The sequence below is a fragment of the Pseudonocardia thermophila genome (assembly GCF_900142365.1).
GTDB lineage: Bacteria > Actinomycetota > Actinomycetes > Mycobacteriales > Pseudonocardiaceae > Pseudonocardia > Pseudonocardia thermophila.
On sequence record NZ_FRAP01000003.1, the window covers coordinates 227,060 to 246,536 of the forward strand.

The window sequence follows — 19,477 nt, forward strand, 5'->3', positions numbered from 1 at the left end:
GTACTGATACGTACTTCGAGAGTGATCACAGCGGTACGGAGCGCGAGGACTCGGAATGGCCCGTCGTCGGGGACTCATGGCGTCGATCGCCCGGATGCAGCGCGAGGCGGCGCGCGCGGAAGCGGCCCGTCTCCGCGCGCAGGCGGAGGCTCAGCGCGCTGCTCTGCGGGCTCGTGCGGAGTACGAGCGGGCGATCGCGGCGAGTGAGCGCGAGCGGAAGCGTCTCTACGCCGAGTCGCGGGCCGCCCAGGTCGCCGCCATGAACGACGAGTTGGCAGCGAGACGCGCTGCTCTGGACGGCGTTCTCGCCGCCACGTTGGACGTCGACGACTACTTCGATCTGAATCAGCTGAAGCAGCCGGTCGACGTGAGCCGGCTGCTTCAGCCGGAGCCGCCACCGGTCGAGGCCGCCTTCATGCCCGAGCCTCCGCGGGGCATCACCCGTTTGCTCGGTGGTGGTAGCAAGTACGAGGAGCAGGTGCGGGCCGCACGGTGGCGGTACGAGCAGGCGCTGGCGCAGCACGCCGAGCGGGAACGTCAACGGTTGGCCCAGCTGAAGGCCGCCGAGGAGGAGAACCGACGGCGCGATCAGGAGGTGCAGGCCCTTCACCGGGATCTCGCAGCCGGTGAGCCGCAGGCAGTGGTCACCTACCTGGACCTCGTCTTCAACGCCAGCCCGTTTCCCGACGGGTTTCCGCAGCACTGGCGGCTCGCGTACGTGCCGGATTCGCACCAGCTGGTGGTGGAGTACGACCTCCCGACACTCGATGTCGTCCCGAAGGTCAAGGCTTATCGCTATGTGAAATCGTCCGACACGATCACGGAGACCGCTCGCCCCGCGGCGGAGGTGAAGGAGCAGTACGCGAGCGTCATCGCGCAGACGACCCTCCGAGTGATCCACGAGGTCTTCGAGGCCGATCGGCTCGGTCACGTGGAGACGGTCGTCTTCAACGGGCTGGTGACCACGGTCGATCCGGCCACGGGCAAGCAGATCCGGCCGTGCCTCGTCTCGGTGCGGACGACGCGCTCGGCCTTCGCGGAGCTCGATCTGTCGCGGGTCGATCCCGTGGTGTGCCTGCAGAACCTCGGTGCGGGCGTGTCGCGGAACCCGACCGAACTGGCGCCGGTGCGCCCGGTTCTGGAGTTCGACATGGTCGATCCGCGGTTCATCGAAGAGACCGATGTGCTCTCCGGGCTCGATGAGCGGCCCAACCTCATGGAGATGACGCCGACGGAGTTCGAGGGCCTCATCCAGAACCTGTTCTCGCGCATGGGGGCTCGACACGCGGCAGACCCGGCCCTCGCGGGACGGGGGCGTCGACTGCGTCGCCTTCGACCCCCGGCCGATCATGGGCGGGAAGGTCGTCATCCAGGCGAAGCGCTACAAGCACACGGTCGGCGTGTCAGCGGTGCGCGACCTGTACGGCACCCTGCAGAACGAAGGCGCGTCCAAGGGCATCCTGGTCACGACGAGCGGCTACGGGAGAGCGTCCTTCGACTTCGCGAAGAACAAACCGATCGAGCTCCTGGACGGGGCCAATCTGCTCTACCTGTTGAAGGAACACGCTGGGATCGAGGCGCGCATCGAGGCGCCGCAGGGGTGGCGGGACCCGGTTGCGGACGCTCCGCCGGTTCCGGATGAAGGCCGGGCAGCTCCGCGGTTCGAGCCGCTCCGCGCAGGCCAGAACGCCGGGATCGGCGGCGATGAGCTGTCCGTCCAGGTCGGGTGGCGGAAGTGTGAGCTCGACCTCGATGTCTCGGCGTTGCTGCTCGGCCCGGACGGCAAGGTGCGTTCCGACGCCGATTTCGTGTTCTACAACCAGGAGGTGTCCGCCGACGGCGCGGTCGTCCACGGCGGAAAGTCCGACGACGGGTCGGTGGTGTCGGACTCGCTCGAGCTGGACCTCGGCCGGATCGATCCCGCCGTGGCCAAGGTCGTGATCGCCGTCAGCGTGGACGGCGGGGTCTTCGGCCAGGTCGCGGACCTCGTCGTGACCGCGAGCGTCTCCGGTGGCCGGGGCTTCCGGTTCACGCCGACGGCCACGGTCGACACCGCGCTGATCTGTGCCGAGGTCTACCGGCGCAACGGCGCCTGGAGGATCCGCGCGGTCGGGCAGGGGTACCGCGACGGACTAGCGGGTCTGGCTCGCGACTTCGGAGTCGACGTCGAATGACACCGGATCCACTGCCGGTGATCACCGGCCGGTGGTGCGGACCATCCGGTAGCGGGCCTTGCCGGACAGCATCCGCTCGAAGGCGGAGCCGACCTCGTCCAGCGGGCGGGTCTCGACGATCGGGCGGACGCCGGTGAGGGCTGCCAAGCGCATCGTCTCCTCGACGTCGCGGGCCGTGCCGGACGGGTGGCCGTGGATGGTTCGGCTGGCGGCGATGAGCGGGCGCGGGGCGACCTGGATCGGCTCCGCGTCGGCGCCGATGACGACGAGCTCGCCGTTGCGGCGCAGCCCGTCGACGGTGGTGCTCATGGCCGCCGAGCTGCCCGCGGTGGCCAGCAAGCACGACCGCGGCACTGCCGAACAGCCCGTCCCACGACGCGCTGAAGCTGCTGGCGTCGTGGGTGGCGACGAAAGAGGGGGCGGCCGCGCCGCGCAGTGACGGGGCGGGGATCGACGCCGTGCGGGGTTGAGGCCGGGGCCGACGCTGGGGTCGAGGCTGGGGTCGAGGCTGGGATCGAGTCAGAGCGCGCTGAGGCCGTGCTCCAGGTAGGCGTGACCGTCCGCGACCGAGCGGATCCGGCGCGCGAGGCGGTCGATCACGTAGTCGTCGAGGTCGGCGAGGGCCACCCAGCGCCACTCGTCGACCTCAGCGCCGTCGACGCGGATCGTCGCGGGATCGACGGGTGCGCACGCGAAGAGGAAGAGGAGCTTGTCGCCGTCGCCGTCGCTGGGCGCCCAGTCGACGGCGAGGAGCCGGCGCGGTGACCGGTCGATGCCCAGCTCCTCGCGGACCTCGCGCCGGCACGCTGCGGCGGGTGACTCGCCGCGCTCGGATCGGCCACGGGGCGAGGGTAGGTCTCGCTTCCGAGATCGCGTCGTGCGCCCGGTCGGAACCGTGGGAGCGGGTGCTCTGGAAGCGATCACGACCTGGTCCGGCGCTGCGGCAACGGGATGGCAGGAGCCGTTTCCACGCCGGAAACCCCGGCAGGAGAACCGGCGTTCCTGCCCGGGATCACCGAGCGCGAACCCTGCAGCAGCGAAACCGCGCGTGGAGAAGTTGCGCGTGGAGAAGTTGCGCCCCCGATAGGATTCGAACCTATGCTCCCGCCTCCGGAGGGCGGTGCTCTATCCCCTGAGCTACGGGGGCCGTGCTGAAACCAGGTTACCGCATGCCCGGATCAGAGCGGCAACGGCGTCCCCCCTCGTTGGGCGAGCAGCTCGCGGAGGTACTCCGACTCGGCTGTCTGAGCTGCGAGCATCTGCGCGGCGAGGTTGCGGACCTGCGGGGTCTGGGCGTGGTCGGCGGCGTACGCGAGCATCGGGGCGCCGCCCTCGTGGTGGCGCAGCATCAGCTGCAGCCAGAGCACGTCCATCTCGGGGCCGGTCGACTCGCGCAGCCGACGCAGCTCCTCCGCCGTGGCCATGCCGGGCATCTGGGTCACGCCGGGCTCGGACGAGCCGGGCTCCCTGTGGTCGTGGCCGGGTGCGTCGGCCATCCACGTCATGTAGCGGCCGGACAGCGGCATCGTGGGGGCGCCCCACAGCTCGAGCCAGCCGAGCATGCGCCCGACCTGGCCGTGCTGGGTGTCCTCGATGTCGGTGGCCAGCAGCCGCAGCACCGGGTCGGTGGTGTGGTCGCGCTCCCACGCGGCCATCTGCACGGCCTGCGTGTGGTGGATGGACATGTCCTGCGCGAACCCGACGTCGACGGAGTCGTAGGCCGGCGGGGCCGGGGGCTGGCCGGGCAGCCGGACGAGCATCCCGATGATCACGCCGACGAGCAGCACGGTCAGCAGCACCGCGCCGCCCATGACCAACCGCTGGGTGCGCGACGGTCCGGCGCGGCCCGGCTCCTCGGCGGTGCCGGGTTCGGTGGTCGTCACGGCCTGCTCACCCGGTCTGCATCGGCCGGCTCGGGTCGACGCTCTCGTCCTCGGCCCGCGCGCCCGGGGTGCCCGGAGTGGGCGCCGGCTGGTACGGCGGCGGGTTGTGCTGGTCGAACAGCGTCGTCTCCTGGCAGCTGGCGTTCGGCTCGGGGTGGGTGTTCGGGTTGAGCCGCAGCGCGGCGATGAACTGGTCGATCCGCGGGTCGTTCGCGTCGTCCAGCTTGAGCTGGTGGCCCCAGGACTGCAGCGAGATCGGCCGGTCGAGGTCCGGGTAGGGCGACATCACCGTGTACGGCACCGTGACCTTCGACTTGAGCGTCTCCAGCGCCTCACCGCTGACGCGGTCCGGGTGGTAGGCGATCCACACCGCGCCGTGCTCCAGCGAGTGGACCAGGTTCTCGCTGCGCACCGGCGTGTCGTAGACGACGCCGTTGCACGCCGCCCACACCTGGTCGTGCGTGCCGCCGAACGGCGGGCTCTCGGTGTAGGCGACCTGCTCGTCCGGCCCGACGTGGCTGCCGCCGGGGTACTCCTTGATGACGATGCCCGGGATCGCCCTGGACGGGTCCGGGTTCTGCGCGGTCGGGGTGAACGGCGCGAGCGCCTCGGCCCTGGCCTGCTGCTCGTTCGACCGCACCGCGACGTAGGTGCCGATGACCGCGATCATCGCCACCAGTACCACGACGGCCGTGACGGTTCCCCACGGGAAGCTGTTCTTCTTGAGGGGTGCCGGCGTGTTGCGACGTGCTGCCTTCGATGTCTTGCCGCTGGCCATGAACCGTCCCTGTATGCGGCCGTCGCCACCGACGGCGCCTGGTGAACGCGGGCCAGTGTAGGAAGGGCGCCTGAGAGTCGGATGAGCGCCTCCTGAGCGCACCCAACCGGTGTCCGGGGTCACATCGGGCCCACCTTCTAGACTCGACCGGTGACCCCCGCCCTGCTCGCCGACCTGGTACGGACCGCTGCTGTCGACGTCCTCACCGCGCGCGGGCTCGACCCCGCCGCGCTGCCGGACGACGTCGGTGTGGAGCGACCCCGCAACCCCGAGCACGGCGACTACGCGACGAACGTGGCGCTGCGCACGGCGAAGAAGGCCGGCGTCGCGCCGCGGGACCTCGCGCAGTGGCTCGCCGACGCTCTCGCCACCCGCGACGGGATCGCTTCGGCCGAGGTGGCGGGGCCCGGGTTCATCAACCTCCGGCTGGCCGCCGACGCGCAGGGCGGCATCATCGCCGAGGTGCTGGCCGCGGGCGACGAGTTCGGGCACGGCACCGAGCTGGCCGGGCAGCGGATCAACCTGGAGTTCGTCTCCGCGAACCCGACCGGACCGATCCACCTCGGCGGCGCCCGCTGGGCCTCGGTCGGTGACGCGCTGGGCCGGGTGATGGCCGCCCGCGGCGCCGACATCACCCGCGAGTACTACGTCAACGACGCGGGCGCGCAGATCGACCGGTTCGCCGAGTCCCTGGTCGCGGCCGTGAAGGGGGAGCCGACCCCGGAGAACGGCTACGGCGGCGCCTACATCGGCGAGATCGCCCAGCGGCTGCTGGAGCAGGAGCCGGGCATCGCCGACCTGCCCGAGGAGGAGCGCCACGAGCGGTTCAAGGAGCTGGGCGTGGCCGCGATGGTCGCCGAGATCAAGGCGAGCCTCGACGCGTTCGGCACCCACTTCGACGTCTTCTTCTCCGAGAAGTCGCTGCACGACGCCGGCGCCGTCGAGGCGGCCATCACACGGCTGAAGGAGAGCGGCGCCCTCTACGAGAAGGACGGGGCCTGGTGGCTGCGCTCCACCGCGCAGGGCGACGACAAGGACCGCGTCGTCATCAAGAGCGACGGCGCGCCGGCCTACATCGCTGGTGACATCGCCTACTACCTCGACAAGCGCGCCCGCGGCTTCGAGAAGCTGATCTACATGCTCGGCGCCGACCACCACGGCTACATCGCCCGGCTGCGGGCGGTCGCGGTGGCGTTCGGCGACCCGGCCGACACCGTCGAGGTGCTGATCGGCCAGATGGTCAACCTGCTGCGCAACGGGCAGCCGGTGCGGATGAGCAAGCGGGCGGGTACCGTGCTCACCCTCGACGACCTGGTCGACGCGGTCGGCGTGGACGCGGCCCGGTACGCGCTGGTGCGCTCGTCGGTCGACTCCACCCTGGACATCGACCTGGACCTGTGGTCGAAGCGCACCAACGACAACCCGGTCTTCTACGTGCAGTACGCGCACGCGCGGCTGGCGTCGCTGCAGCGCAACGCCGCCGACATGGGCGTCACGCCGGGCACGGAGTACGGGCTGCTCACGCACCCGCGTGAGGGGGACCTGATCCGCACGATCGGCGAGTTCCCCGACGTGGTGAAGGCCGCGGCGGAGCTGCGCGAGCCGCACCGGGTCGCCCGCTACCTGGAGTCGCTGGCCAGCGCCTACCACAAGTTCTACGACTCGTGCCGCGTGCTGCCGATGGGCGACGAGGAGATCACCGAGCTGCACCGTGCCCGGTTGGCGCTGTGCGCCGCGGCCCGCCAGGTGCTGGCGAACGGGCTGGAGCTGCTCGGGGTCAGCGCACCGGAGCGGATGTAGCGATGGTGCTGGCACATCCCGCCGGACCGCTGCACGCCGGCATCCACGCCCCGCCGGAGACGGCCGGTCCGCGGCCGGTCGACGCCGCCGGGCTCGACGAGCTCGCCCCGTCGGTGTGGCCGCGCAACGCCCGCCGCGGCCCGGACGGCGCTCTGCGCGTCGCCGGCGTCGACGTGCGGGACCTGGTGGAGCGCTACGGCAGCCCGCTGTTCGTGGTCGACGAGGCCGACTTCCGCGCCCGCGCTGCCGAGTTCGCCGCCGCCTTCGGTGCGGAGTCCGTGCACTACGCGGCCAAGGCCTTCCTGTGCACCGAGGTGGCGCGCTGGGTGGCCGCCGAGGGTCTGTCGCTCGACGTCTGCAGCGGCGGCGAGCTGGCTGTTGCGCTGCGCGCCGGCTTCCCCGCCGAGCGGATCGCGATGCACGGCAACAACAAGTCGACGGAGGAGCTCACCGCGGCGGTCGAGGCCGGCGTGGGGCGGGTGGTGCTCGACTCGTTCGCCGAGATCGTGCGACTGGACGCGATCTCGCGCGAGCACCGCGTCGTCACCCCGGTCATGGTGCGGCTCACCGTCGGTGTGGAGGCGCACACCCACGAGTTCATCGCCACCGCGCACGAGGACCAGAAGTTCGGCTTCTCCATCGCGGGCGGTGAGCAGAGCGCCGCGGCCGAGGCGGTGCGCCGGGTGCTCGCCGCCGACGGGCTGGAGCTGGTGGGCCTGCACAGCCACATCGGCAGCCAGATCTTCGACACCGAGGGCTTCGAGGTCGCCGCGCACCGCGTCGTGCGCTTCCTCGCCCAGCTGCACCGCGAGCACGGTGCCGAGGAGCTGACCGCGCTCACCACGCTCGACCTGGGCGGCGGGTTCGGCATCGCCTACCGCGCCGACGAGACCCCGCTCGACGTGGTGCCGCTGGCGGAGGAGCTGCGCGCCATCGTCAAGCGCGAGTGCGCCGCCGCGGGTCTGGAGCCGCCCGCCATCGCGGTCGAGCCGGGTCGGGCGATCGCCGGCCCCGGCACGATCACCGTGTACACGGTCGGCACGCTCAAGGACGTGCCGCTGGCGAACGGCAGCCGCCGCTACGTCAGCGTCGACGGCGGGATGAGCGACAACATCCGCACCGCCCTCTACGACGCGGTGTACGACTGCCGGCTGGTGTCGCGCTCGTCCGAGCTGGACGGCACCGGCGAGGCGGTGCTCTCGCGCGTGGTGGGCAAGCACTGCGAGAGCGGCGACATCGTGGTGCGAGACTGCTGGCTGCCCGCCGATCTGGCGCCCGGCGACCTGCTCGCGGTGGCTGCGACCGGCGCCTACTGCTACGCCATGGCCAGCTCGTACAACCGGCTGCCGCGGCCCGCGGTGGTCGCCGTCCGCGACGGGGCGGCCCGGGTGCTGCTGCGCCGGGAGACGATCGAGGACCAGTTCAGACTTGAGGTGAACGCATGAGCGCGGTCCGCGTGGCCATGCTGGGCTGCGGCACCGTCGGTGCCGAGGTGGTGCGGCTGCTGCGCGAGCAGGCCGACGAGCTCGCCGCCCGCGTCGGTGCCCCCGTGGAGCTCGTCGGGGTGGCGGTGCGCCGTCCGCACAAGCACCCCGAGCTGGGCGAGCTGCTGACCACGGACTCGTCGACGCTCGTGACGCGCGACGACGTGGACGTCGTGGTGGAGGTGATCGGCGGCATCGAGCCCGCCCGCTCGCTGCTGCTGGAGGCGCTGAAGGCCGGCAAGTCGGTCGTCACGGCCAACAAGGCGCTGCTCGCAGAGGACGCCGCGACGCTCGCCGAGGCCGCCGACGCCTCGGGTGCTGACCTGTACTACGAGGCCGCTGTCGCCGGCGCGATCCCGCTGCTGCGGCCGCTGCGCGAGTCGCTGGTCGGCGACCGCATCTCGCGGGTGGCCGGCATCGTCAACGGCACGACGAACTTCATCCTGTCCGCCATGACGGCCACCGGCGCCGGCTACGCCGACGCGCTGGAGGAGGCCACCCGGCTCGGCTACGCCGAGGCCGACCCGAGCGCCGACGTCGACGGCTACGACGCGGCGTCCAAGGCGGCGATCCTGGCCTCCCTGGCCTTCCACACCCGCGTGACCTCGGCCGACGTCTACTGCGAGGGCATCAGGAACGTCACCGCGGCCGATATCGCCGCGGCCCGCGAGATGGGCTGCGTGATCAAGCTCCTGGCGATCTGCGAGCGGATCCCGGGCGCCGACACCGAGTCGGTGTCGGCGCGGGTCTACCCGGCGATGATCCCGGCCACGCACCCGCTCGCGGCCGTGGACGGCGCGTTCAACGCGGTCTTCGTCGAGGCGGAGGCGGCCGGCCAGCTCATGTTCTACGGGCAGGGCGCCGGCGGGGCGCCGACTGCGAGCGCCGTGCTCGGCGACCTCGTCGCGGTGGCCCGCAACCGGGTGCTCGGTGGCCGCGGCTCGCGCGAGTCCGCCTACGCGAGCCTGCCGATCCTGCCGATCGGCGCGGTGCCGACCCGCTACCACGTCAGCCTCGACGTCGCCGACCGCGCGGGTGTGCTGGCCTCGATCGCCGGCGAGTTCGCCCGGCACGGGGTGAGCATCGCTGCGGTGCGCCAGACCGGCGACGGCAGCACGGACGGGTCCGCGCGGCTGGTGGTGGTCACCCACGCCGCGCCCGGCGAGGCGCTGGCCGCCACCGTGGACAGGCTGGCCGGTCTCGACGCCGTGCGCGGGGTGGAGAGCGTGCTCCGGGTCGAGGACCTGGGCAGGAAGGGCGTGACGGCATGAGCGCCGCGGGCGTTCTCCGCGGGAGCCGCACCGCAGGCGTTCGGGAGGACACGACATGACGAGCACGAACGCCCCCGCTCCGCCGGCGGCGCGGTGGCCCGGGGTCATCGAGGCGTACCGGTCGCGGATGCCCGTCGAGGACGGGTGGGAGATCGTGACGCTGGGGGAGGGCGGCACCCCGCTGCTGCCGGCGCCGCACCTGTCGGAGCTGACCGGCTGCGAGGTGTACCTCAAGGTCGACGGGGCCAACCCGACCGGGTCGTTCAAGGACCGCGGCATGACGGTGGCGGTCACCGCGGCGAAGGCCGCCGGCGCGCAGGGCGTCATCTGCGCCTCCACCGGCAACACCTCGGCCTCGGCCGCGGCGTACGCGGCGCGTGCGGGCATGACCTGCGCGGTGCTCGTGCCCCAGGGCAAGATCGCGCTCGGTAAGCTCGCCCAGGCCGTCATGCACGGCGCGCGGATCGTGCAGGTCCAGGGCAACTTCGACGACTGCCTGGAGCTGGCCCGCAAGACCGCCGCGGAGTACCCGGCGGCGGCGCTGGTCAACTCGGTGAACCCGACCCGCATCGCCGGGCAGGCGAGCGCGTCGTACGAGATCTGCGACGTGCTGGGCCGCGCACCCGACGTGCACTGCCTGCCGGTGGGCAACGCCGGCAACATCACCGCGTACTGGCAGGGCTACCGGCGCTACCTGGAAGACGGGGTGATCAGCGCCACCCCGCGGATGTTCGGCTACCAGGCCGCGGGCGCCGCGCCGCTCGTGCACGGCGCGCCCGTGCGCGACCCGGAGACCATCGCCACCGCCATCCGCATCGGCGATCCCGCCTCGTGGAAGGGCGCTGTGGCCGCGCGCGACGAGTCGAACGGCCAGTTCAAGGCCGTCACCGACGACGAGATCCTCGCGGCCTACCGGCTGCTGGCTTCCCGGGAGGCCGTGTTCGTCGAGCCCGCGTCCGCCGCGAGCGTGGCGGGGCTGCTCCAGTCGGCTGCCGACGGGTCGCTGCCGCGCGGCTCGCTGGTCGTGTGCACCGTCACCGGCCACGGGCTGAAGGACCCCGACACCGCGCTGCTCAACGCCGGTGAACCCCAGGTGGTGCCGATCGACCCGGCAGCGGTCGCGGCGGCGCTGGACCTCCTCTGATGGGTACGCCGCGCGAGGTGCTGGTGCGGGTGCCGGCGTCCTCGGCCAACCTCGGGCCGGGCTTCGACTCGCTGGGTCTCGCCCTCACCCTCTACGACGAGGTCGAGGTGACCGCGCTCGACACCGATGACGTCCGCGTCGAGGTCGAGGGGGAGGGCGCGGGCTGCGTCCCGTGCGATGAGCGCCACCTGGTCGTCCGCGCGATGCGCACCGCGTGGCACACGACCGGCGCCACCGAGGACGGCACCGTACCCGCCGGAGTCTCCCTGCGCTGCCGCAACGCGATCCCGCACTCGCGCGGGCTGGGCAGCTCCGCGGCCGCCGCCGTCGCCGGTGCGGTCGCCGCGTGCGTGCTGGCCGGTCGCGACCTCGACGCGGAGCGCGACACGCTGCTGCAGATCACCGCCGGGATGGAGGGGCACGCCGACAACGCGGCGGCGAGCCTGTTCGGTGGGTTCGTCGTGGCGTGGGAGACCGCCGGGAATACCGCGCAGCGGTTCCACGCTGTATCACTCGAGGTTCACCGGTCGATCCGGCCGGTGGCCCTCGTCGCGGGAGGCGAGTCGCTGACGTCCACCACGCGCGGGCTGCTGCCCGAGCGGGTGCCGCTGGTCGACGCCGCCTTCACCGGCAGCCGCACCGCGCTCGCGGTGCTCGCCTTCACCCAGCGTCCGGCACTGCTGATGGCGGCCACGGAGGACCGGCTGCACCAGGGTTACCGCAGGCCCGCGTACCCGGAGTCGGCCGATCTGGTCGACGCGCTGCGGGCGCGCGGCGTACCGGCGGCCATCTCCGGCGCCGGGCCGACCGTGCTGGCGCTCACCGAGGACGGCACCGTGCCCGCGGGCATCGACCTCACCGGGTTCACCGAGCTGCCGTTGGCCGTGGACGACACCGGCGTGGTCGTCGAGACCGGCTGACACGCGTAGCAGGGGGTGTTGTTGCCCCGCAGCATCCGGGCCGACTACCCTCACAGGCGCAACGGCGATCCACGCGTCTCCAGCGTGGCCACTCGAGCCGGGCTCGAATCAACCGGGGAATCGCACGCATCACGCGTGGTGTGCGCGACGGGCATTCGGTCCGAGCGGCCTTCTCCCGTCGGACACGCAAGCGATCGCCGGCCAGCACGCCGGTGCGGCGCATCTCCCGCGATCCGTCGAACGGCAAGCGCCTGAGCACACCGCTCCGGCGCGAGGCATGAGATCCGCTGACCCGGGCCCCAGCCCGGTAGGTCAGGAAGGACAATCGTTGAGCGAGACCGATCTCGTCAGCACCGAGGCAGCGCCTGCAGCACCCAAGAAGCGGGGTGGCCTCACCGGAATGGTGCTGGCAGAGCTCCGGGCGCTGGCCGGAGAGCTGAACATCCCCGACACCGCGGGCATGCGGAAGGGCGAGCTGATCGCCGCCATCAAGGAGCGACAGGGTGCCACCGCGACGAAGTCCACGCGGTCCACCAGGACGACGAAGTCCTCGACGCGCTCCCGCAAGTCGGCGGCGGCGTCGACCGATCAGCTGTCCCTCGCCGACTCGGCGCCGGCCACCGGTGACAACGGCGCCGCTCCTGCCGAGGCGGCCGCCGGCGCGCCGGAGGAGCCGGCCGGAAAGGCCGCGGACAAGCCGGCGGAGAAGGCGGAGAAGTCCGCGGACAAGGCCGGCACGACCACCGACACGGTCGCTGCCACGGCCACCGACACGGCCGTCGACAAGAGCACCGAGGCGGCTGCCGAGGCGCCCGCGCCGCGCCCGCGCCGCCGGCGCGCCGCGTCGCGGCCCGCTGGGGCGCCCGACCCGGCGCCGGCCGCCGAACCGAGCACGAACGGATCGGGCACGGCCGTCGTGGCCCCGGCCGCCGACGCGTCCGCCCCGGCGCCTGCGGAGGCCCCGGCCGCGCAGGCGCCCGCCGCGGAGGCCGAGACCCCGGCGGAGACCACCACTCGGCGCCAGCGGCGCCGCCGCACCGAGACTGTGACCGAGGCGCCCACCGAGGCTCCGTCGGTCGCCGCGGCCGCCGCGACCGACGCGCCGGAGAAGCCGGTGGACGACGACATCGCGGAGAAGGTCGCCGAGAAGCTCGAGGAGAAGGCGGCCGAGCAGCGCGCCGAGCAGGCCGAACGGCGTGACGTCCGGGCCCGCCAGGCGCCTCAGCCGGGTGGTGGCCAGGTCGACACCCGGGTCGTCCGGGACGAGGACGACGACGAGGGTGAGGGCCGCGGCCGGCGCGGGCGCCGCTTCCGCGACCGCCGCCGCGGCCGTGACCGTGAGCGCAACGGCGGGGCGGGCGTCGACATCGAGGTCCGCGACGGCGACGTGCTGCTGCCCGTCGCCGGCATCGTCGACATCCTCGACAACTACGCGTTCGTGCGGACCACCGGCTACCTGGCCGGGCCGACCGACGTCTACGTGTCGATGTCGATGGTCCGCAAGTACGGGCTGCGCCGCGGGGACGCCATCACCGGCACCGTGCGCGAGCCCCGCGAGGGCGAGCAGAACCGGCAGAAGTTCAACCCGCTCGTCCGCGTCGACACGATCAACGGGCAGGACCCGGAGGACGCCCGCAACCGGCCGGAGTTCCACAAGCTCACGCCGCTCTACCCGAACGAGCGGCTGCGCCTGGAGACCGAGCCGCACAAGCTCACCAACCGCGTGATCGACCTGGTCATGCCGGTGGGCAAGGGCCAGCGGGCGCTGATCGTGTCGCCGCCGAAGGCCGGCAAGACCACGATCCTGCAGGCGATCGCGAACGCGATCACCACGAACAACCCCGAATGCCACCTCATGGTCGTGCTCGTCGACGAGCGGCCGGAGGAGGTCACCGACATGCAGCGGTCGGTGAAGGGCGAGGTCATCGCGTCCACGTTCGACCGGCCGCCGTCCGACCACACCACGGTCGCGGAGCTGTCCATCGAGCGGGCGAAGCGCCTGGTCGAGATGGGCCACGACGTGGTGGTGCTGCTGGACAACATCACCCGCCTCGGCCGCGCCTACAACCTGGCCGCGCCCGCGTCGGGCCGGATCCTGTCCGGTGGTGTCGACTCCACGGCGCTGTACCCGCCGAAGCGGTTCCTCGGCGCGGCGCGCAACATCGAGGACGGTGGCTCGCTCACCATCTTCGCGACGGCGCTGGTCGAGACCGGCTCGACGATGGACACGGTGATCTTCGAGGAGTTCAAGGGCACCGGCAACGCCGAGCTGCGCCTCGACCGCAAGATCGCTGAGAAGCGGGTGTTCCCGGCCATCGACGTCAGCGAGTCCGGCACGCGCAAGGACGAGCTGCTGATGTCGCCGGACGAGCACGCGGTCATGGTGAAGCTGCGGCGAGTGCTCGCCGCGCTGGACGACCAGCAGGCCATCGACCTGCTGCTCACCCAGCTGAAGAAGACCCGCACCAACATCGAGTTCCTGATGCAGGTGGCGAAGAACGCACCCGGTAGCGAGCTCGACTGAGCCGTCCGTCGCCCTCCCCCGTGAGCGCGGGGGAGGGCGCGGTGGTTCAATGGCATGACACGGACCGGCTCCGGTTCACCCTGCTCAGGGACCCGGCGGCCACATCGAGAGGACCCAACGTGCGTTCCGGTATCCACCCCGACTACGTGGTCACCCAGGTGACCTGCAACTGCGGCAACCAGTTCACGACCCGCAGCACCAAGAAGAGCGGTGTGATCACCGTCGAAATCTGCTCGGCGTGCCACCCGTTCTACACCGGCAAGCAGAAGATCCTCGACTCCGGTGGGCGCGTGGCCCGCTTCGAGGCCCGCTACGGCAAGCGCGCCGGCAAGAAGAAGTAGCTGCACCGACGGCGCCCACCGAGACCCTGGTGGGCGCCGTCGTCGTGTCCGGGGACGGGAGAGGAGGCGAGATGACCACGGGAACAGCGGGGGAGCGGTCCGTCGAGGCGCTGCTCATGGAGCACGCCGAGATCGAGGAGCAGCTCGCCGATCCCACGGTCCACGCCGACCCCGCCCGGGCCCGCAAGCTCGGCAGGCGCTACGCCGAGCTCGGCCAGGTCGTCAGCGCGGCCAAGGCACTCGCCGCGGCTCGCGAGGACCTCGCCGCGGCCCGTGAGCTGGCCGCCGAGGACTCGGCGTTCGCCGCGGAGGCCGAGGCGATCGCGGCGCGCATCCCCGCGCTGGAGACCAGGCTCGCCGAGCTGATGCGCCCGCGTGACCCGCACGACGGCGACGACCTCATCATGGAGATCAAGTCCGGTGAGGGCGGTGAGGAGTCGGCGCTGTTCGCGGCGGACCTCATGCGCATGTACACCCGCTACGCCGAGGCCCGCGGCTGGACCGTGGAGGTGCTCGACACCGTCACCTCCGACCTCGGCGGCGTGAAGGACGCCACCCTCGTCATCCGGTCGCGCCCCGATGAACCCGAGGGCGTGTGGGCGCGGTTGAAGTTCGAGGGCGGTGTGCACCGCGTGCAGCGGGTGCCGGTCACCGAGTCGCAGGGCCGCATCCACACCTCCGCCGCCGGCGTGCTCGTCTACCCGGACACCGGCGAGGACTCGCCGATCGAGATCGACGAGAACGACCTGCGCATCGACGTCTTCCGCGCCTCCGGCCACGGCGGCCAGGGCGTCAACACCACCGACTCCGCCGTGCGGATCACGCACCTGCCCACCGGCACGGTCGTGACCTGCCAGAAGGAGCGTTCGCAGATCCAGAACAAGGCGCGGGCGATGGAGGTGCTCAAGGCGCGGCTGCAGGCGATGGCCGAAGCCGAGGCCGCCGCGTCGGCGTCGGAGGAGCGCAAGGCCCAGATCCGCACGGTCGACCGGTCCGAGCGCATCCGGACGTACAACTTCCCGGAGAACCGCATCTCCGACCACCGCATCGGCTACAAGGCCTACAACCTCGACTCGGTGCTGGACGGCGACCTCAACGGCGTCCTCGACGCGCTGGCGGCCGCGGACCGCGCCCAGGCGCTGCAGTAGACCCTGCGGTAGGAGGAGGCGCTGCAGCGGGGGCTGGAACCGATGCGGTCGTCGGGATCGGCAGGGGTGAGCAGTGACGTCGGAGGATCCGGACTGATGAGCAAGCAGCCGCTGCGGCTGGCGATCGCCGAGGCCGAGGAGCTGCTCGCCGACGCGGGCGTGCCCTCACCACGGGTGGACGCGGAGCTGCTCGCCGCGTACGTCGTGGGGACGGAGCGGTCGAAGCTGATGCTCACCCCGCTCGTCGACGTCGCGACCGTCGAGCAGCTGCGCCGGCTGGTCGAGCGGCGAGCGGCCCGGGAACCGCTGCAGCACATCATGGGATCGGCGCCGTTCGGGCCGATCACGGTCGACGTCGGGCCGGGCGTGTTCGTGCCCCGGCCGGAGACGGAGCTGCTGCTCGAGTGGGGTCTGGCCCGCATCGCCGACGTGCCGTCACCGATCGTCGTCGACCTGTGCACCGGCACGGGGGCGTTGGCGCTGGCCGTGGCCGCGGCGCGCCCGGACGCGGTCGTGCACGCCGTCGAGGCCGATCCTGCGGCGCTCACCTGGGCCCGCCGCAACGCCGCTGCGCACGAGGCCGCGGGCCGCACCCCGATCACCCTGCACGCCGCCGATGTGCGCTGGCCCGATCTGCTCGTCGAGCTGGAGGCGCGCGTCGACCTGGTGCTCGCCAACCCGCCGTACGTCCCCGACGGCACCCCGGTCCAGCCCGAGGTCGCGTGGGACCCCCCGGACGCGGTGTTCGGCGGCCCGGACGGGCTGGAGATCGTCCGGGCGGTCGTCACCGCGGCTGCCGGACTGCTGCGGCACGGCGGCTACCTGGGCATCGAGCACGACGACACGCACGGCGACGCGGTGCCCGCCCTGCTGCGCAGGCGCAAGGTGCTCACCGACGTCGAGGACCACCTCGACCTCGCGGGGAGGCCCCGCTTCGCCACCGCGCGGCGCACCCCGCTCACGGCCTGACGACCTGGACCGATCTAGGCTCGCCCCATGGCCGAGACGTACGACTGCGCCGTCGCCGACACCCGGGCGGCCGGGCTCGCCGCCGCCGCTCGCACCGTGCGCGCGGGGCGGCTGGTGGTGCTGCCCACCGACACCGTGTACGGGGTCGGCTGCGACGCGTTCTCCGCGTCGGCGGTGGCGGCGCTGCTGGCGGCCAAGCGGCGCGGCCCGGACATGCCGGTGCCGGTGCTCGTCGGCTCGTGGTCGACGATCGACGGGCTGGTGGCCCGGGTGCCCAAGACCGCGCGCGACCTCATCGAGGCGTTCTGGCCGGGACCGCTGTCGCTGGTGCTGCCGCACGCCCCGTCGCTGACGTGGGACCTCGGCCGCACCAAGGGCACGGTCATGCTGCGGATGCCGCTGCACCCGGTGGCCCTCGAGCTGCTGCGCGACGTCGGCCCGATGGCTGTGAGCAGCGCGAACGTGTCGGGGCAGCCCCCGGCGTCGACGGCGGAGGAGGCGCGCGCCCAGCTCGGTGACCTCGTCGACGTGTACCTCGACGGCGGCCCGTCCGGCGAACCGGTCGCGTCGACGATCGTGGATCTGACCGGCGACGTGCCGCGGCTGCTGCGCACCGGCGACGTCACGGCGGAGCAGGTGGCCGAGGTGATCGGCCGCGAGGTCGCGCTCGCCTGAGCTCGGTGATCCCCACCAGGGCGCCGAGCCGGTCGATCGTCACCTCGAAGTAGCGGTCGCGGTCCTGCACGACGTTGGTGAGCTGGCCGAACACCTCGAACGTGATCGTCCCGATCAGCGAGCTCCACACGAGCACCCCGCGCGAGCCGAGCGAGGTGGCCGGGCCGATCGGCAGCCCGACGTCCTCGACGAGCGCGGGATGCAGCACCTCGTCGGTGCCCTCCGCGGGGTCGGTGATGCTGCCCGCGGCCAGCCCGTCCCGGATGATCCCGATGATCACCATGGGCAGCCGCGCCGCCGGCTGGACCGTGGTGCGGGGCGCGGAGTAACCGGGCACGGGGGAGCCGTACACCAACGCCCACTCGTGGGGGTGCGCCAGCGCCCACCCGCGCACCGCGAAGCACACCGCGCGCCAACGTTCCCGCAGGTCGGGGCCCGCTTCGCGATCGGCGGCCTCGGCGGCCGCGCCGATCGCGTCGTAGGCGTCGACGATGAGCGCGGTGAGCAGGTCGTCGCGGCTGGGGAAGTAGCGGTAGACGGCCGACGACGCCATGCCGAGCTCGCGGGCGACGGCGCGCAGCGAGAGCCCGGCGGCGCCGGACTCGGCCAGGTGCCGGCGCGCGACGTCGGCGATCTCCTTGGTCAGCTCGGCGCGCACCCGGGCGCGGATCCCTCCGGCGCTCACGCGCGGACCGTACCAGATCGGTGTCCACGACCAAGAGCGGCGCTCTGCGGTCCGGGGCGGCAGCGCTGATCGCGCTCTGCTCCGTCGCAGAGCGCGGCTCGCGCACTCTTGAGTCGACGACCTGTGTGGGTCTGCACCGCGGTCACCGTGCGGTGGTGCTCGGTCAGGCGCGGTGGGGACGGTCCGGGGTAGTGCGGCCGGGGCGCTGTCGAGGCGGATCGCGCCGGTAGCGGATCCGTTCCCGCCACGAGCTGGCGGGAACCTGGCTCTCCTGCCCCTACCTCGGCCCGCTCATCCCGTGAGATTCGTCGCTCCCACCGCCGTTCGGCTGCGACGTCCCCCACCGGTCGTCACCCCACCGGACGCAGGCGCGTACCGTTGGGGGCCGTGACCGCCGACGCCACTCCGTTCTGGGGACCCGACTTCGACGCACTTCAGCAGCAGGACCCGGAGATCGCCGAGGTCGTGCTCGACGAGCTGGACCGCCTCCGCGGCGGACTCCAGCTGATCGCCAGCGAGAACCTCACCAGCCCCGCGGTGCTCGCGGCGCTCGGTTCGACGCTGTCGAACAAGTACGCCGAGGGTTACCCGGGACGCCGCTACTACGGCGGGTGCGAGGTCATCGACCGCGCCGAGGTGCTGGGTGTCGAGCGCGCCAAGGAGCTGTTCGGCGCCGAGCACGCCAACCTGCAGCCGCACTCCGGCGCGTCGGCCAACCTCGCCGCGTACGCCGCGTTCACGCAGCCCGGCGACACCGTGCTGGCGATGGACCTCAAGCAGGGCGGCCACCTCACGCACGGTTCGAAGGTCAACTTCTCCGGCAAGTGGTGGAACGCCGTGAGCTACACCGTCCGGGAGGACGACGAGCTCATCGACTACGACCAGGTGCGTGACCTGGCCCGCCAGCACCGGCCGAAGATGATCATCGCCGGGGCCACGGCGTACCCGCGGCTGATCGACTTCGCCGCGTTCCGCGAGATCGCCGACGAGGTGGGCGCCAAGCTCATGGTCGACGCCGCGCACTTCATCGGCCTGGTCGCCGGTGGCGCGATCCCGTCGCCAGTGCCGTTCGCCGACGTCGTGACGGCCACGACGCACAAGGTGCTGCGCGGCCCGCGCGGGGGCATGATCCTCTCCCGCGCCGAGCACGCGCAGGCGCTGGACAAGGCCGTCTTCCCGTTCCTGCAGGGCGGCCCGCTGATGCACAGCATCGCGGCCAAGGCAGTGGCGCTGAAGGAGGCCGCGCAGCCGGCCTACAAGGCCTACGCGGCGCAGGTCATCGCGAACGCGCAGGCGCTGACGAAGGCGCTCGAGGCCGAGGGCATGCGCGCGGTCTCCGGGGGCACCGACACCCATCTGGCGCTGATCGACCTGCGGCCCATCGGCGTCACCGGAGACCAGGCGGAGGCCCGCTGCGACGCCGCCCGCATCACGCTCAACAAGAACGCGATCCCGTACGACCCGGCGCCCCCGATGAAGCCGTCGGGCATCCGCGTGGGCTCGCCGAGCGTGACCACGCAGGGCATGGTGGAGAGCGACATGGCCGAGATCGGGTCGCTGCTGGCCCGCGCGGTGAAGGCCGAGCAGGGCACCGCGGCGGGCGACGCCGAACTCGCGAAGGTTGCCGAGGAGGTGTCCGCGCTGGTGGAGCGCGCGCCCGCTTACCCGCGCGGCTGACCCG

General features: G+C 72.5%; 17 protein-coding genes, 1 tRNA gene and 1 pseudogene. 13 read left to right on the forward strand and 6 right to left on the reverse strand.

From position 1 onward, the window contains the following. Positions 1 to 1,325 precede the first annotated feature (1,325 nt). A pseudogene (locus BUE41_RS32830) lies at positions 1,326 to 1,496 on the forward strand (restriction endonuclease); the annotation flags it as partial. A gap of 57 nt (positions 1,497 to 1,553) precedes the next feature. Next, positions 1,554 to 2,174 carry a TerD family protein gene (locus tag BUE41_RS05525; protein WP_159444861.1) on the forward strand — a complete coding sequence of 207 codons (621 nt, stop codon included), beginning with the start codon at positions 1,554 to 1,556 and terminating at the stop codon, positions 2,172 to 2,174. A 21-nt stretch (positions 2,175 to 2,195) separates the two neighbouring features. On the opposite strand, the gene BUE41_RS05530 is transcribed toward BUE41_RS05525, so the two are convergent. The 5 genes from BUE41_RS05530 to BUE41_RS05550 all read right to left on the reverse strand — a co-directional run bounded on the left by BUE41_RS05530 (position 2,196) and on the right by BUE41_RS05550 (position 4,835). Beyond that, positions 2,196 to 2,483 (reverse strand): MDR/zinc-dependent alcohol dehydrogenase-like family protein, encoded by a 288-nt coding sequence (locus BUE41_RS05530; RefSeq protein WP_200803770.1) that lies wholly within the window; start codon positions 2,481 to 2,483, stop codon positions 2,196 to 2,198. A gap of 210 nt (positions 2,484 to 2,693) precedes the next feature. After that, the gene (locus BUE41_RS05535) at positions 2,694 to 3,098 is read right to left on the reverse strand and encodes an NUDIX domain-containing protein (protein ID WP_073455757.1); all 405 of its coding nucleotides are present in this window, start codon (positions 3,096 to 3,098) and stop codon (positions 2,694 to 2,696) included. 151 nt (positions 3,099 to 3,249) lie between these two features. After that, positions 3,250 to 3,321, reverse strand: a tRNA-Arg gene (locus tag BUE41_RS05540). 31 nt (positions 3,322 to 3,352) lie between these two features. Next, entirely contained in the window at positions 3,353 to 4,057 is a 705-nt protein-coding gene (locus tag BUE41_RS05545; RefSeq protein ID WP_073455758.1) for a DUF305 domain-containing protein, read from the reverse strand. Between the two features lie 7 nt (positions 4,058 to 4,064). Then, the gene (locus tag BUE41_RS05550; RefSeq protein ID WP_073455759.1) at positions 4,065 to 4,835 is read right to left on the reverse strand and encodes a DUF3105 domain-containing protein; all 771 of its coding nucleotides are present in this window, start codon (positions 4,833 to 4,835) and stop codon (positions 4,065 to 4,067) included. Positions 4,836 to 4,985: 150 nt separating this feature from the next. Between BUE41_RS05550 and argS the strand changes: the two genes are divergently transcribed. The 10 genes from argS to BUE41_RS05605 all read left to right on the forward strand — a co-directional run bounded on the left by argS (position 4,986) and on the right by BUE41_RS05605 (position 17,111). Further along, positions 4,986 to 6,635 (forward strand): arginine--tRNA ligase, encoded by a 1,650-nt coding sequence (gene argS, locus BUE41_RS05555; RefSeq protein ID WP_073455760.1) that lies wholly within the window; start codon positions 4,986 to 4,988, stop codon positions 6,633 to 6,635. Between the two features lie 5 nt (positions 6,636 to 6,640). Beyond that, entirely contained in the window at positions 6,641 to 8,080 is a 1,440-nt protein-coding gene (lysA, locus tag BUE41_RS05560; protein WP_073455943.1) for a diaminopimelate decarboxylase, read from the forward strand. Next, positions 8,077 to 9,390: a homoserine dehydrogenase gene (locus tag BUE41_RS05565; RefSeq protein ID WP_073455761.1), complete on the forward strand. Its 1,314-nt coding sequence runs from the start codon at positions 8,077 to 8,079 to the stop codon at positions 9,388 to 9,390. Before lysA ends, BUE41_RS05565 begins: the two co-directional genes overlap by 4 nt. 55 nt (positions 9,391 to 9,445) lie before the next feature. After that, the gene (gene thrC, locus BUE41_RS05570; protein ID WP_073455762.1) at positions 9,446 to 10,534 is read left to right on the forward strand and encodes a threonine synthase; all 1,089 of its coding nucleotides are present in this window, start codon (positions 9,446 to 9,448) and stop codon (positions 10,532 to 10,534) included. After that, complete coding sequence (gene thrB, locus BUE41_RS05575; protein ID WP_073455763.1) at positions 10,534 to 11,454, forward strand: homoserine kinase; 921 nt, start codon at positions 10,534 to 10,536, stop codon at positions 11,452 to 11,454. Before thrC ends, thrB begins: the two co-directional genes overlap by 1 nt. A 328-nt stretch (positions 11,455 to 11,782) precedes the next feature. Next, a complete protein-coding gene (rho, locus tag BUE41_RS29490) occupies positions 11,783 to 13,978 on the forward strand; it encodes a transcription termination factor Rho (RefSeq protein ID WP_234996993.1) in 2,196 nt (731 codons plus the stop codon). Between the two features lie 119 nt (positions 13,979 to 14,097). Further along, a complete protein-coding gene (rpmE, locus tag BUE41_RS05590; RefSeq protein ID WP_073455764.1) occupies positions 14,098 to 14,319 on the forward strand; it encodes a 50S ribosomal protein L31 in 222 nt (73 codons plus the stop codon). 71 nt (positions 14,320 to 14,390) lie between these two features. Further along, a complete protein-coding gene (prfA, locus tag BUE41_RS05595; protein WP_073455765.1) occupies positions 14,391 to 15,467 on the forward strand; it encodes a peptide chain release factor 1 in 1,077 nt (358 codons plus the stop codon). 96 nt (positions 15,468 to 15,563) lie between these two features. Beyond that, positions 15,564 to 16,436, forward strand: coding sequence for a peptide chain release factor N(5)-glutamine methyltransferase (gene prmC, locus BUE41_RS05600; RefSeq protein WP_073455766.1), 873 nt, complete (start codon positions 15,564 to 15,566; stop codon positions 16,434 to 16,436). Between the two features lie 27 nt (positions 16,437 to 16,463). Beyond that, the gene (locus BUE41_RS05605) at positions 16,464 to 17,111 is read left to right on the forward strand and encodes an L-threonylcarbamoyladenylate synthase (protein WP_073455767.1); all 648 of its coding nucleotides are present in this window, start codon (positions 16,464 to 16,466) and stop codon (positions 17,109 to 17,111) included. Here the strand turns inward: BUE41_RS05605 and BUE41_RS05610 are convergent. Beyond that, complete coding sequence (locus BUE41_RS05610) at positions 17,059 to 17,796, reverse strand: TetR/AcrR family transcriptional regulator (RefSeq protein WP_073455768.1); 738 nt, start codon at positions 17,794 to 17,796, stop codon at positions 17,059 to 17,061. The two genes, BUE41_RS05605 and BUE41_RS05610, sit on opposite strands and share 53 nt — an antisense overlap. Positions 17,797 to 18,183: 387 nt before the next feature. On the opposite strand from BUE41_RS05610, the gene BUE41_RS05615 reads away from it, so the two are divergent. Then, positions 18,184 to 19,473 (forward strand): serine hydroxymethyltransferase, encoded by a 1,290-nt coding sequence (locus BUE41_RS05615; RefSeq protein WP_073455769.1) that lies wholly within the window; start codon positions 18,184 to 18,186, stop codon positions 19,471 to 19,473. The last annotated feature ends 4 nt before the right edge of the window (positions 19,474 to 19,477 follow it).